We start from the raw sequence: 15,800 nt of genomic DNA, 5'->3' as shown, positions 1-15,800 counted from the left end.
TCATCCACTATCGTTGCCGTACCGGTATCGCTACCTTGCACCGCCCCAATGCCAGTCACCGTCACGCTGAAATCTTCAGGGCCTTCATAAACAGCATCATCAATGGAAGCGATACGCACATCAAACTCGGTTTGCCCCGCTGGCACCGTTACTACGCCATCGTTTGGCACTGCAACCCAACCGGAGCCTGTGTTGTATTCCAAGGTACCTAAGTCACCGGCTTCGGTATCGCCCAAGTTCAGGCCTAGCTCGACTTGAACAGTGGACTCGGAGGCATTCGACAACGTCACTTTGAAGTTGGCTGTCTCACCCTCATTGATGGTGCCAGCATCTGAAATAGTCACATTCGGGCGGTCATCATCCGGATCAGGGCCCGGACCACTGCCGTCGTCCACGATCGTCGCCGTCCCCGTATCGCTGCCTTGCACTGCACCAATTCCAGTCACTGTCACACTGAAATCTTCAGGACCTTCATAAACGGCGTCATCAATGGAAGCGATACGCACATCAAACTCAGTTTGCCCCGCTGGCACCGTTACTACGCCATCGTTTGGCACTGCAACCCAACCGGAGCCTGTGTTGTATTCTAAGGTGCCTAAGTCTCCAACTTCGGTGTCACCTAAGTTCAGGCCTAGCTCGACTTGAACAGTGGACTCGGAGGCATTCGACAGCGTCACTTTGAAGTTCGCTGTCTCACCCTCATTAACCGTACCTGCATCACTCATCGTTACCGCTGGGCGATCATCATCAGGATTTGAGCCAGGTCCACTACCATCATCTAAAATAGTGGCAGTCCCAGTAACAGGTGTGCTTTGTTCTTCTGTCGTGCCAGAGAGCGTAAACGTTTCTGGGCCTTCAAATACAGAGTCGTCAATAGAGTCTATAGAGACCGTAAAGTCACTTTCACCCGGTGGGATCGAAATGGTAAAGGTTCCGCTTTCACCGACTGAAACTTCTTCTGTTGTACCATCAGAAAATGTTATGAGGACACGCTCATTGACGTAGTCACTCCCGTTCTCGTCAGCTGAGCCGCCTGTTGCGGTTCCATCAAGGAGAGAAAGAATGACATCAGTGTTGTCTTCAGTTGTTTGACTTAGAGTAATATCGAATACAACTTGGTCACCTTCGTTGATAGTCGGACTAGATATTTCTTGAACTAAGATAGTCGGTGGTACAGGGCCATTAATTACTCTGAAAAGATCCAACAAAGATAGTGCTTGAGTTGTAGACAGTCCGATTCCATCAATACCGACGGTCTCAAAATTCGTACTAGCCAACAATTCAGCGCCAGTACGATCTATTGCACCAGTATTTTGGGGGCTAGAACCACTTTCCTCACCTGCAGCTGGCTCAAAATCCTCACCAAGAGCAGTAGGGTCTTCTCCACTAGCGATAGCCTCGATTAGCGCAGTGACATCATCAGTAACGTTAATTGAACTACCTTGCGGTGTTACCTGTTGTACAATTAATTCTGATGTATCAGAAACTTCCTCAATAATTAATTCACCAGGCTGAGGTAGCTGACCACTTTCAAGACTTCTCAGGTTCCCATCAAGCCCTATAACCACGACATTGCTCATCAATGAACTTAACGCTACTCGATCCATGCTCTTCATCCTTGTATTAGTTTAATTAAAGGCTTGTTACTGCACTAAACACGTCTATAGTTTAGACAAAATATGAATTTTTCGTTTTATTCCAAGAGGATTTAGTTTTTTGAGAGTAATAAGGAAAATAACCGAAGAATTTGCCTTCATTTAAACCAGTTTCCGCTATGCTCTTAAGATAAAAAGGTTTTCTACGAAAAAATCGACCACTTACCAAGCAAGCTTTGCCTCGTATGCTAGAGTTTAGAGAGTAAGATTGTTGTTTTTTATTGAATTAAACATTTAAACATCAACAAGTTGATAATACGCACTAAGAAAATTCATTGTTTGTAACTTCTCGTCTCAAATATGAAACAGAATAAGAGCGACATGATTTTAGGAGAACTAACGTGAGATGGAATCGAGTACATATAGCCTGCTGTTGCTTAATAGTGTCTTCACCAGTTTTCGGTCAAACTCTAGAGCAAGCGGTTGCACAGACGCTACAAAATAACCCCGATATTAAGAGTGCATTTAACGAGTTTATGAGCCAGAAGTACATAAATGAAGCTTCATCAGGTGCTTACCTCCCCTCTGTTGATCTAGATGCTGGAATTGGATATGAAGGATTAGACCCGTCAGATGAAGTTGGTCGAGGAGACACGGATTACACTCGAAAGGAAGCTTCAGTGACACTGACCCAACTAATATGGGATGGTAGCGCTACATTAAATGATATTGATCGAACCGCAGCTGATGCTGAATCTGTTAGATTTCAACTCTTAGCAGATGCTTCAGATAAGGCACTTGAAGTGACTAAAGTGTACTTGGACGCTGTTAAAGCGTATGAAGTCCTAAAGCTTTCAGAAAACAACCTTGCTGTTCATAAAGATATTTACGATGACATTAAAAAACGAGTCAACTCGGGTATCGGCTCTACTGCTGACTTGACGCAGGTAGAAGCACGTTTGGCAAAAGCACACGGAAACTTAGCTGCTGCTCAAAATAACCTGTATGACTCTCACACGATGTTCACTCGTTTAGTCGGTCAAACACCACAAGGGTTAATCTTTCCGAGAGCGGACCAAAACTTTATCCCGTACACGGTTGATGAAGCGGTAGGCTTGGCATTTGAACTTCATCCCGTTATTCAAGTGGCGCTCGCAGACGTAGACTCGGCTAAGTTTCAATACAAACAGTCTAAAGGTGTTAATTACCCAACCATTTCAATTGAAGCTTCGCAAACATGGCGTGACGACGCTGATGGTTTAAAAGGTCGAAGTGATGAGACACTTGCCATGCTGCGTCTACGCTACAACCTATTCAATGGTGGCAGTGATGCAGCGAACTCAGAAAACTTTGCCTACCAGCTAAATAAAGCAAAAGACTTGCGTGAAGGTGCCTATCGCAATGTTGAAGAAGGGTTAAGGCTTTCTTGGAGTGCGCTTGATTTAACATTACAACAAAAAGAGTTTCTATCAGATCATGTAGACTCTGCGTCTGAAACCGTAATTGCTTACGAGAAGCAATATCGCATCGGTAAACGAACACTGCTTGATCTATTGAACACTGAAAACGAGCTCTTTGAGGCGCGTAAAGACTACTTAGATTCTAAATACGCAGAGCAGTACGCCAAATATCGAGTGATGAACGCAACTGGGCAACTGTTGAGTGCATTAAGGGTTGAAATGCCTAAAGAATGGCTAGAAGAAGTGGAGTATTAATTATGAAACACATAGCTTTTATTACACTCTCATTAATGCTCTCCGCATGCAGTTCATCAGATCGTGGTGATGAATATGATTACATAGATACCCCAATTGCCGATCAGTGGGCTGATCATATAGATGATGACTCTGACGGAGTCATTAACGAGCGAGATTTGTGCCCGGGTACACCTTTGGGTGCCGAAATAGACAACGACGGTTGCGGTTCGTACGTTGACTCCTCACAAGAAATGCAAATTCGAGTACTATTTGCGAACGATTCCGATGTGATCAACCCTATCTTTACGCAACAAATTCTTGAACTATCCGACTTTTTGAAAGAGTACCCGAACACGTCTATAGAGATTCAAGGTTATGCTAGTCGCACTGGTACTGCAGAACATAATCTTGACTTATCTAAGCGCCGCGCTGAAAACGTTAGAAAAGAGCTCATGAAGAACGGCATTAGTGGAGATAGAGTTACCATTGTCGGCTATGGAGACACAGTACTTGCGACACAAGGTACAGACCAAGTTAGTCACGCATTGAACCGTCGAGTAACCGCAACAGTGATTGGCCACAAGGGTGAAGTGAAGAAAGAATGGACCGTTTTCACAACACTTCCAAAAAGCTAGCACAACAATAAACAGACCGTAAAAATAAAAGGTCTAGCAAATTGCTAGACCTTTTTGATTTTAAATTTGACTACAGTTTAGCGCTACTACATGTCTTTGTACTGAGCTTCTAAACTCGCAATTAAGCTTTGAGTCACATCATCAACACTTGCACCGTCAAAATGGATGTCCAATGTCGAGCTCCCTTTTGTAATACTCAGGTTTGCCTCAGATCCCCCGTCTGGTGCCACTTCTACATGATACTCTCCGACATCACCAGTATGATCACCTGATTGAAGATCATTAAGAAGCTCTCCAATTTCATCTTTAGATAAGTCGTCAAACAGATCTGAGAAGTCTAGAGCGTCTTCATTTTTATTGAAGTCAGTGACAGTATCAACATCGTTAGTGACTTCACTCCACTTAAAGATGTCGGCCCCTTCTGACCCTGTTAAAGTATCACTACCTAAACCACCAATCAGAATATCATCCCCTTCACCGCCAACGAGTATGTCGTTGCCACCATGACCAAATAGTAAGTCATCACCAGCGCCGCCATATAAATTATCCGATTTATCTCCTTGGTGAGTTTGGTTGAATTCTTCCAAGTTATTTCTAACGTACTCATGTATATCTTCGCCGTCAACGGTAGACACATCCTGACCCGTTTGCTGCGCCACATGTGATTGAATCGCACTTAAGCCTTGTTCATTACCACCAAACTCAATTAAGTCACCTAACAAGATATCGTTACCTTCACCTCCTTGAATAGTGTCTGAACCTTGTTTGAGAGGTACATCTTGACCCAATATCGTTTCAGCAAGCTTAGTAACATCAATATCTGACTCTACCACACCATCAGTGTCATACTGCTTGAGTGTATGTTCATCAACGCCACTCCCAAGACCTATCGCTTCTATAGAGGACAATGCCGCTAGTACTTGATACATGTGTTGAGCTTGTGTCGAGCTATTCCCTTCATCGTAATAACGGATAGAGCCATAATATCTGTCGATATCGCCAAGGATTCTTCCTGTTAGCGGTGAATAAACCTTACCGTAACTATCTATAACGACATCACCTTTGTAGGTAACTGTTTGTCCGTATGAGTAATTGTTTTTACTCGCAATATCTTGCAGGGTAACAAGCTTGCCAGAATTATCGACGTCCAAAATCACTTTCGAGAATTCACTCGGTGCTACACCATAGAGGTATGTTGCTCTATTTGGTTGACCATCCGTAACAAAGTACGTGATATTTTGGCCATTAGGGTTAGGTTGACTGCTGAACCATTCAACGGCCGACTGTAAGCCCGCCTCATAGTTTGTGCCGCCAGAACCCTCATCATCAATTACACGATTCAACTCTTCTACAAACTCTTTTCTTGCTGTAAGAGAACTCAAGTCAACAGAAATCACCGCTGATGCACTTGAAGCAAATTCACTAAGGTGAATATTCACTGTCCCTGGCTTCTCTCCTTGATTTACCGCACTTAACAGCTCATCAAACACATCTAGCACTTCTTGCTTCGCAGTTCCTACCCAGTTACCCATGCTCCCTGAAGTGTCCAGAACAAATGCGATGTTGTAGTCCTGACCTGCAATGATCTCCAATCCTTGAACATCACCAACAATAATATCGTGATCGTCACTACCCGTTATCTGATCATTCCCATGCGATCCCGACTCCAACACATAGTCACGAGCTGTAAGCTCAACGGATTCAGTTGTTGAAGCTGCGTCATTATTTGATCCTTCAACAGACGTAGCAGTAACGCTTAGCGGGAACTCTAAGCTGCCTTCATAATCGAATGGCACTCTGATATCCAGGGAAAGCTTACCATCTGTACCAAGAGTGACAGGGTAATCTCCATTTGAATCTTGCTTAATTGCGACCCCATCAACATACACGTCAACACCGTCTGGTAGATCTTGTACAAGAGCAGTCTGCGCTAAATCCTCACTTCCATCGACATCAACTAGATCAACATCCACATCGACCGAAATCCAGCGATCTTGAAGCACTTCATAAGTGCCATCAGGTTTCAAATCAACAATTTTGTCTGCAAAAACAACGCGTTCAATTTCATATAAATGATCACCTCGGTCATCACTACCTGTATGATCGTTTACCGAATCGATAGAACGACTATCTAATAAAATCCAATATGGAACTTTACCTCCATGATCGTCTTTGAAGGTCATTTTGTAGTCATCAAAGTTCCCTGTTAAGTAGACTGTATCTTTACCATCATGCAGAGTAAGACTGGTCGCGTCATCACCATAAAACGTATCATTGTTACCACCGCCAACAAATACGTCATCGCCACCGCCACCATAGAATACATCGTTGAAATCTGTCCCAACAAACAAGCTGTCGGTGTCACTTAAGTCAGTATTGACTCCCAACACAACACCAGCGTGTGTATTAATTTTAGGTACTGCATTATCCAACCCAAGGTTGGCTGCGACAGCCTCATTTTCGGTATTGGTATTATTTATTGCCGATGTAGCTAAGTGATGGTTTGGATCAATAGCATCTCGTTTAACTAAGTCGCCAACATTGATCGTGATCGTAGGTGCATCTGCGATAGCAACAACATTGATATCAAGTGTATTTGTTACGCCAGTATTTGTGGTATAGCTAATTAATGGAACGTCACCTGACCAATGCTCAGCAGGTTCAAATATGTAACTACCATCTCGGTTTACTAGTAACGTACCACTAGTCAAAGAAACACTTTCGCCTACCTCGTAATCAGCACCATCGATAGTAAGATGATCTACCATCAGAATATTGTCGCCGTCAGAGTCATTAAGCAATACATTCCCTTGTAGAGTATTGTCTTCTATGGTTTCGCCCAAATCACTTTCCGTTTCCGTCGGTAAGTTCTCATGTACTACAACATTGATCGCCAAGTTAGATTCTGCTGAATCACCATTCGAGCTTTCTGTACTCGTTGCAGTCAAATTGATAGTGAAGTCATCATGGGAGCCCGCAGGTGGAGTCACAGTAAGTGCATCTAATGCCCAACTTGTCACGTCCAGTTCTTCATCAATAGTTGCGACAGTAATAGAACTATTTCCATCTGAAAGGATCGCACCTACAGGTAAGCCAGTTAGCGTGACTTTAAGTGATTCAGAGCCATCTGTATCATTTAAGCTTGCTTTAATTTCAGAGAGCGGTATCGCTGTATCTTGTAACCCTTCGTTCAGCTGGTATGTTTCGTAAAACGCAACACCATTAACTTCTTGTAGTTCAGACGTTCTGATATCAGTTGCTTCTAGTGCACTTTCATCACTAACTACGTAAAGACTACTATTGCTCAGGTTGACAGGCGCTTGTCCATTAATGGATACATCCACATTAAAGTTACCCGGACCACTTTGGTTATGGTGATAAATTTCAATTGGATAAAAGCCAGATACCGAAGGGGTAAAGCTAGCTCCCTTAATATCACCACTGTCGCTCCCCCAACGAGCTTGATCAAGTAACGTACCACCCAACTTGATTGCAAGGCTATCATCGGCTTGACCGACAAAGTCGTAACTCGAGCCAGCTTCGAGATAAACAAGAGATGTGACTAGAACGGCCTCATTTGCCAAGGTTGCATGAGTCCCTAAATCTTCCACATTTGCCCAACTCAATCGAGTACCATCGGCTTCATTAAGAGCGTTGATCGCTGAGATTAGAGTCTCTCCATTGACCCCCATACCATCACTAGAACCAACTTGAACATTACTCCATGTCGTAACGTTAAACTCTTGTTGAGGCAATGAGTTTAATGGCGTCACTGCAATTAAGTTCGGTTTGTCAGCTACAGGGTTCACGTCTATTGTCAGTGTCGACTCTTGACCAGAGCTCTGCCCATCTGTCGGTTTAAAACCAATTTGAGCGTAACTAGATTCCTGATCTCCGACTTGATTTCCGCCGAAGCTGTCACTGCCTGATTCATTTAATTCAGGTACAAAACGAACACCGTTTTCCTCAAAAAGCGATTTATCGAGGACTTGATCGATTTGTACAGACTGCCAATCGCCTTGCGAATCTCTGTACTCTAATGAGCCATCGCTAGGAAGCGTTGTAATTTGGACGGAGAGATCTGATACATCAGAGTCCACATCGCTAATACCGAATGATGACCAATCAAGCATCACTTGAGTATCTTCATTCATCTCAACCACTGAAGGCGAAGATTCAGGAGCATCATTCACATTTACCAGAGAAACATTTACCTCGGCAGTATCAATCCCGCCAGTTCCATCGATAACCTCAACCTGAAGCATATAATCGCCCAAGTCAACATCATCGATTGTCTTGTTCAATGAAATCTCTCCGCTTGTCGGGTCGATATCAAAAATACCATTAGTGCTCGAGCCATCTGCAAAGCGGTATACAAGCACGTCATTATCGTGATCTTCAGCAACGACCGTGCCGATAACGGCCCCACTCACCGTGTTTTCGTTAACTGACCCGAAGTCGTAAACATCATCATTTGGTTTGTCACCAGCACTATCGCCGCCAGAAATAAACTCTGGAGCGTGCTGAGCATCTATAATAGAGACTGTTGCTTCATTCGAGTCACTTGCAAGCGTCGAATCTGCACCAACCGTATCAATTAGAGTCACGGTTAGGTTTTCAAGATCTTCGTAAATACCATCATCGAGAGTTTTTATATCAATCGGCGCCGACGTTTTACCCGCTGGAATCGTGACTGTGTACGTACTTGGAGCAATATAATCTTTGTCATCAACATTCCCTCCGATTGTGAATGTTACCAGTACATCTTCATCTGCTTTTTGGTCAATGTTGACGATAAATTTTGCATCACTACCTTCATCAACTGAGGATTGATCTGAGCTAATAGTCACTTTCGGTGCACTTTGGGCATCAACGATCACAACACTTGCGCTGTTATTTGAAGCAATGCTCGCATCAGCGCCATCCACCTCTTTAATGGTTACTGTGAAAGATTCTGCGCCCTCATAAATACCATCGGTGACCGTCAGTAAGTCAAGAGCAGCTGAAGATTGACCCGCAGGAACTTCAACACTCAGAACGCCAACAAAATCTTTTCCATCTTGGGCCACGCCACTATATTCGACATGAACCGTAACACTCTCATCTGCAACTTTATCAAGTGTCAGCGTAAAGCCTGCCGTTTCACCTTCATTTACGCTGTTTTGATCGGCACTAATACTAACTAAAGGTGCAGGATCAGAATCCACAATATTTGCGTTACCAGTTGCAATACCATTACTGGTGACACTACCGATTTCCGTAACCGTCAGACCAAAGCTCTCATCACCTTCATGGACATTATCTAGTTTGGTCGGGACTGCGACTTTAATTTCAGCGACACCTGGAGGTATGGTAACGTCTCCATTAGGCGCCATATCTAATGTTTGAGTTTGACCATGAGTATCCACATAGGTCACTACCATAGTGCCTAAATCAACATCTTCCGCAGTATAGCTATCATTTGTTGTTGACTTCAGATTGACGACAACGGCCTCTTGAACAGGGTTAGAGAGTAAAACGGTAAATATTGCGTCAGTTCCTTCAATGACATCGCCGGCATCTACTACGCTAAGTTTTGTACTGTCATTATCAAGAACTGTTGCCGTCCCCGTTTCACCGCCGATCTCAAGAACGATCGTTTCGCTGCTTTCCACAACCAAGTCATCAATAGTCGGAATCGATATTTCGAAGCTACTTATACCTGCAGGAACAATCAAGTAACCACCTAAGAAAACAACACCATTTGTATAGGTTGCATTTGATAGATTTACGTCATTCTTATCAACTGAAGAACCTTGAGCAAGCATATCAACTTGGTACTTAACGGCAGTGCTGGTGGTTTCATTTAGAACAACCGAGAACGTGACATTGTCACCCTCAGTCACGCTATCACCGACCACAGACAGGCTTGGCCCATTTTCAGCAATATTACCATCTAGCATTTCATTAACGATATTGACTGTAGATGGATCGCTAACGCCATTTTCAGAGTCGACTGCCACATATCCAAAGCTGTCTTCGGCAGGTACACCTTCTACATAACGTAACTCCCAGTTCCCTTCATTTTTCGTAGAAAAATCTAACTGAGTAATGACCGAACCTTCAGGAAGAGCTAGATCTTTCCCATAACCAACGCTTGTTTCTTGGAATAGCATGAAGTTGCCTTCAGGCTTCAAAAACTCGAACGTTTGAGTCTGTTGGACATTATTTGAATCTAAGTATGTAACCGTAATAAGTGCTGCGTTGTCATCACCGTAATCAAACAATCCACCTAATCCATCTAAGCCAAGGTTTACGCTGCCCACAGGGTTATTAGACAAATCGATCGTAATCGTTTCACCTTTCTCAATACCCTGCCCATCATTGTCAGCGATACCATTGCCGATGTGTGACACCTGGCGGTTGTACTGCGCAAGCTCACCGCTATCAGAAGAAATGGTGATAGAAGCTCCATTTGCTAAATGCTCAGTACGGGAATGTGATGAACCACCATCCTCACTTAATCCCCAGTTATTGAAATCTGTTGTAGATTCCGAGCTATTAGGCGTATTAGGACGATCTTTGATACCTAATAAGAAGCCAACATTATCAGCTTCATAGTAAAGGCTGTCTTTGTCATAAAGCGTATCGCTTACTTCTTTAATTTCGTGCAACTCACCATCACTATCTTTAAAGAACAACGTACCTGAGGTTGGCAGTTCAGTAATCCGCACATGCAAATCGTTGCCATTTAAGTCATCTTCAATATCCGCTATATGATCCTGAGAGTCGCCATCACCTAAAGGTTTCATATCAGTATCAAATACAACTTGCGTCAAAGGCTTGTCAGTAACATGCGTAAAGTCCTCACTGTCAGGCCTGTCATTCACTGGTGTGACATCGACGTTCACCGTGGTGGACTCCGATACCCCACCGGAGGTGACGATGTAGGTGAAGCTGTCTGTACCGTGGTAGTTGTCGTTTGGCGTGTAAGTCACGCTGCCGTCCGGGTTGACCGAGACCGTGCCGTTGGCTGGACCGTGATTGGTATCCAACGACACCACTTTGTCGTCGCCTTCGAACGTGTCGTTCTCTAAGACCTTGATGACGGTTGGCGTATCTTCCACAACCGTCGCTTTATCTGCCACGATGTCCGCCACAGGCGCCACTATGAAGTTCACCGTTTGGCTAACGCTTTCACCGCTTGGATCGGTAGCCGTAAACGTCAGCGCTTCTGAGCCGTTCCAGTCTGCCGTTGGAGTGAACGTAGCAATCCCATTGACGATCGCCACTTGAATGTTGCTGTTGCCAGAGACACTGAAGCTCAGCTCGCCATCTACGTTATCCACATCGCTGAAAGCGGTATTTAGATCGATGCTGTATGGGGTGAAATCTTCCGCCAAGGTTTGGTCTGCGAGGTTGCTTTCAACCACAGGCGTGTCGTTCACCGCATTTACGGTGACATTGACCGTCGCTTGGTCAGTCAGCGCACCATCGGTGACGGTGTAAGTGATTTCAGCATCGCCATGGAAGTTCTCAGCCGGTGTGAAGACCAGTTTTCCATCAATAATTTCGACTTTACCTTGGTCACTCGGCACAGACGCTGATTGGATAGACAGCGTATCACCATCAATATCAGTATCGTTTGGCAGAACATCAATCGTCACTGGCGTGTCTTCGTCAGTAATGGCCGTGTCATCGTTTGCCACTGGCGCATCGTTGACTGGTGTGACATCGACGTTCACCGTGGTGGACTCTGATACCCCACCCGACGTAACGATGTAGGTGAAGCTGTCTGTACCGTGGTAGTTGTCATTCGGCGTGTAGGTCACGCTGCCATCCGGGTTGACCGAGACCGTGCCGTTAGCTGGTCCATTGTTGGTATCCAGCGACACCACTTTGTCGTCGCCTTCGAACGTGTCGTTATCTAAGACCTTGATGATGGTTGGCGTGTCTTCCACCACCGTCGCTTTGTCTGCCACGATGTCCGCCACAGGCGCTACTGTGAAGTTCACCGTTTGGCTAACGCTTTCACCGCTTGGATCGGTCGCCGTAAAGGTTAACGCTTCTGAGCCGTTCCAGTCTGCCGTTGGGCTAATGGTCGCGATGCCATTTTCAATCGACACCAACACGTTGTTGTTGCCAGAAACGCTGAAGCTCAGCTCGCCATCCACGTTATCCACATCGCTGAAGGCCGTATTCAGATCGATGCTGTATGGCGTAAAGTCTTCCGCCAAGGTTTGGTCTGCAATGCTGCTCTCAACCACTGGCGTGTCGTTTACGGCATTTACGGTGACGTTGACCGTCGCTTGGTCAGTCAGTGCACCATCGGTGACGGTGTAAGTGATTTCGGCGTCACCATGGAAGTTCTCAGCCGGTGTGAACACCAACTTGCCGTCAACAATTTCAACTGTCCCTTGGTCACTCGGCACAGATGCCGAGTCAATCGACAGCTTATCGCCATCGATGTCAGTGTCGTTTGGTAGGACATCAATCGTGACAGCGGTATCTTCTTGTGTTGTTGCCGCGTCATCGTTTGCCACTGGCGCATCATTGACTGGTGTGACATCGACGTTCACCGTGGTGGACTCTGATACCCCACCGGACGTAACGATGTAGGTGAAGCTGTCTGTTCCGTGATAGTTGTCGTTTGGCGTGTAAGTGACGCTGCCGTCCGGGTTGACCGAGACCGTGCCGTTGGCTGGATCGTTGTTGGTATCGAGCGACACCACTTTGTCGTCGCCTTCGAACGTGTCGTTACCTAAGACCTTGATGATGGTTGGCGTGTCTTCCACGACCGTCGCGTTGTCTGCCACGATGTCCGCCACAGGCGCAACTGTGAAGTTCACCGTTTGGCTAACGCTTTCACCGCTTGGATCGGTAGCCGTAAACGTTAGGTTTTCTGAGCCGTTCCAGTCTGCGGTTGGAGTGAACGTAGCAATGCCATTGACGATCGCCACTTGAATGTTGCTATTACCAGAGACGCTAAACGTTAACTCACCATCGGCGTTATCCACATCACTGAAAGCGGTATTCAGATCGATGCTGTATGGCGTAAAATCTTCCGCCAAGGTTTGGTCTGCAATGTTGCTTTCAACCATAGGCGTGTCGTTCACCGCATTCACGGTGACGTTGACCGTCGCTTGGTCAGTCAGCGAACCATCGGTGACGGTATAAGTGATTTCGGCATCACCATGGAAGTTCTCAGCCGGTGTGAACACCAACTTGCCGTCAACAATCTCGACTGTACCTTGGTCACTCGGCACAGATGCCGAGTCAATCGACAGCTTATCGCCATCAATATCGGTGTCGTTTGGCAGAACATCAATCGTCACTGGCGTGTCTTCGTCAGTGACAGCGGTATCATCTTTTGCCACTGGCGCATCGTTGACTGGTGTGACATCGACGTTCACCGTGGTGGACTCTGATACCCCACCCGACGTAACGATGTAGGTGAAGCTGTCTGTACCGTGGTAGTTGTCATTCGGCGTGTAGGTCACGCTGCCATCCGGGTTGACCGAGACCGTGCCGTTAGCTGGTCCATTGTTGGTATCCAGCGACACCACTTTGTCGTCGCCTTCGAACGTGTCGTTACCTAAGACCTTGATGATGGTTGGCGTGTCTTCCACGACCGTTGCTTTATCTGCCACGATGTCCGCCACAGGCGCAACTGTGAAGTTCACCGTTTGGCTAACGCTTTCACCGCTTGGATCGGTAGCCGTAAACGTTAGGTTTTCTGAGCCGTTCCAGTCTGCGGTTGGAGTGAACGTAGCAATGCCATTGACGATCGCCACTTGAATGTTGCTATTACCAGAGACGCTAAACGTTAACTCACCATCGGCGTTATCCACATCACTGAAAGCGGTATTCAGATCGATGCTGTATGGCGTAAAATCTTCCGCCAAGGTTTGGTCTGCAATGTTGCTTTCAACCATAGGCGTGTCGTTCACCGCATTCACGGTGACGTTGACCGTCGCTTGGTCAGTCAGTGCACCATCGGTGACGGTATAAGTGATTTCGGCATCACCATGGAAGTTCTCAGCCGGTGTGAACACCAACTTGCCGTCAACAATCTCGACTGTACCTTGGTCACTCGGCACAGATGCCGAGTCAATCGACAGCTTATCGCCATCAATATCGGTGTCGTTTGGCAGAACATCAATCGTCACTGGCGTGTCTTCGTCAGTGACAGCGGTATCATCTTTTGCCACTGGCGCGTCATTCACTGGCGTCACATCGACGTTCACCGTGGTGGACTCTGACACCCCACCTGACGTAACGATGTAGGTGAAGCTGTCTGTGCCGTGGAAGTTGTCGTTTGGCGTGTAAGTGACGCTGCCATCCGGGTTGACCGAGACCGTGCCGTTAGCTGGACCGTTATTGGTATCCAGCGACACCACTTTGTCGTCGCCTTCGAACGTGTCGTTACCTAAGACCTTGATGATGGTCGGCGTGTCTTCCACAACCGTCGCTTTATCTGCCACGATGTCCGCCACAGGCGCTACTGTGAAGTTCACCGTTTGGCTGACGCTTTCGCCGCTTGGATCGGTGGCAGTAAAGGTCAACGCTTCTGAGCCGTTCCAGTCTGCCGTTGGGCTAATGGTCGCAATGCCATTTTCAATCGACACCAACACGTTGTTGTTGCCGGACACTGAGAAGTTCAGTGCGGAGTCGCTGTCTTTAAATGCGTCGTTTAAATCAATCGTGTAGATCGTAAAATCTTCTGCTAACACTTGATCTGAAATGACATTATCGACTGTTGGTGCATCGTTAACGCGATTCACAATCAAACTATCACTGTCGCTAACCGTTGGATTAACACCATCCGATACTGATGCGCTGATCGTTAGGTCTTTAAGGTTGAGTTCGTCGTTGTTAACCGCGTCAACACCCGCTTGAGTCAGTTTGACTTCATCGCCAACTAACGCAAAGTAGCCGTTTGAGTTGTTTTCTAAAGAAACGGTTAATTGCTCTTCTGGCGTATCGGTATCAGCGACTTCCAACGTTGCCACTACCGTATCGGTACTCACTGCGTCTTCAGTGATACTTTCTACAGCATCGACCTTGATCGTTGGCGCATCGTTCACTGGATTAACGGTAACGGCTACTTTCGCTTGGTCAGTCAGCGAACCATCGGTGATGGTGTAAGTGATTTCGGCATCACCATTGAAGTTCTCGGCCGGTGTGAAGACCAGTTTGCCGTCAACAATCTCGACTGTACCTTGTGTTTCAGGTACGGAAGCCGATTGGATAGACAGCGTATCGCCATCAATGTCGGTGTCGTTTGGCAGGACATCAATTGTCACTGGCGTGTCTTCGTCAGTGACAGCGGTATCATCTTTTGCCACTGGCGCATCGTTGACTGGTGTGACATCGACGTTCACCGTGGTGGACTCTGATACCCCACCGGACGTGACGATGTAGGTGAAGCTGTCTGTACCGTGGAAGTTGTCGTTTGGCGTGTAAGTCACGCTGCCGTCCGGGTTGACCGAGACCGTACCGTTAGCTGGACCGTTGTTGGTATCCAGCGACACCACTTTGTCGTCGCCTTCGAACGTGTCGTTACCTAAGACCTTAATGATGGTTGGCGTGTCTTCCACAACCGTCGCGTTGTCTGCCACGATGTCCGCCACAGGCGCAACTGTGAAATTCACCGTTTGGCTAACGCTCTCGCCGCTTGGATCGGTAGCCGTAAAGGTCAATGCTTCTGAGCCGTTCCAGTCTGCGGTTGGAGTGAACGTGGCAATGCCATTGACGATCGCCACTTGAATGTTGCTGTTGCCAGAAACGCTAAACGTTAACTCACTATCCACGTTATCCACATCGCTGAAAGCGGTATTCAGATCGATGCTGTATGGCGTGAAATCTTCCGCCAAGGTTTGGTCTGCAATGCT

General features: G+C 46.3%; 4 protein-coding genes (1 of these 4 running past the window's edge). 2 read left to right on the top strand and 2 right to left on the bottom strand.

Features of this window, described 5'->3' with window-relative positions; translation table 11 throughout:
* Window positions 1–1,607, bottom strand: a 1,607-nt coding sequence (locus MTF70_RS20270) for a Calx-beta domain-containing protein (protein ID WP_282450781.1), incomplete at its 3' end; no start/stop codon positions are given.
* 389 nt (window positions 1,608–1,996) lie between these two features.
* Here MTF70_RS20270 and MTF70_RS20265 point away from each other — a divergent pair.
* Both MTF70_RS20265 and MTF70_RS20260 read left to right on the top strand, forming a co-directional pair.
* On the top strand, window positions 1,997–3,310 hold the full coding sequence (locus MTF70_RS20265) for a TolC family outer membrane protein (protein ID WP_021707835.1): 1,314 nt from the start codon (window positions 1,997–1,999) through the stop codon (window positions 3,308–3,310).
* 2 nt (window positions 3,311–3,312) lie between these two features.
* Complete coding sequence (locus tag MTF70_RS20260; protein WP_005377363.1) at window positions 3,313–3,927, top strand: OmpA family protein; 615 nt, start codon at window positions 3,313–3,315, stop codon at window positions 3,925–3,927.
* 86 nt (window positions 3,928–4,013) lie between these two features.
* Here MTF70_RS20260 and MTF70_RS20255 read toward each other — a convergent pair whose 3' ends face one another.
* Window positions 4,014–15,800, bottom strand: the 3' end of a protein-coding gene (locus MTF70_RS20255; RefSeq protein ID WP_248394229.1) for a tandem-95 repeat protein. The gene runs 15,801 nt beyond the window's last position; the window shows 11,787 of its 27,588 coding nt (coding positions 15,802–27,588); its start codon lies off the right edge, out of view; the stop codon is at window positions 4,014–4,016.

The organism is Vibrio sp. 2CM40D (assembly GCF_023161825.1).
Taxonomy (GTDB): domain Bacteria; phylum Pseudomonadota; class Gammaproteobacteria; order Enterobacterales; family Vibrionaceae; genus Vibrio; species Vibrio alginolyticus.
This window is presented reverse-complemented; position numbering and strand designations above follow the sequence as displayed.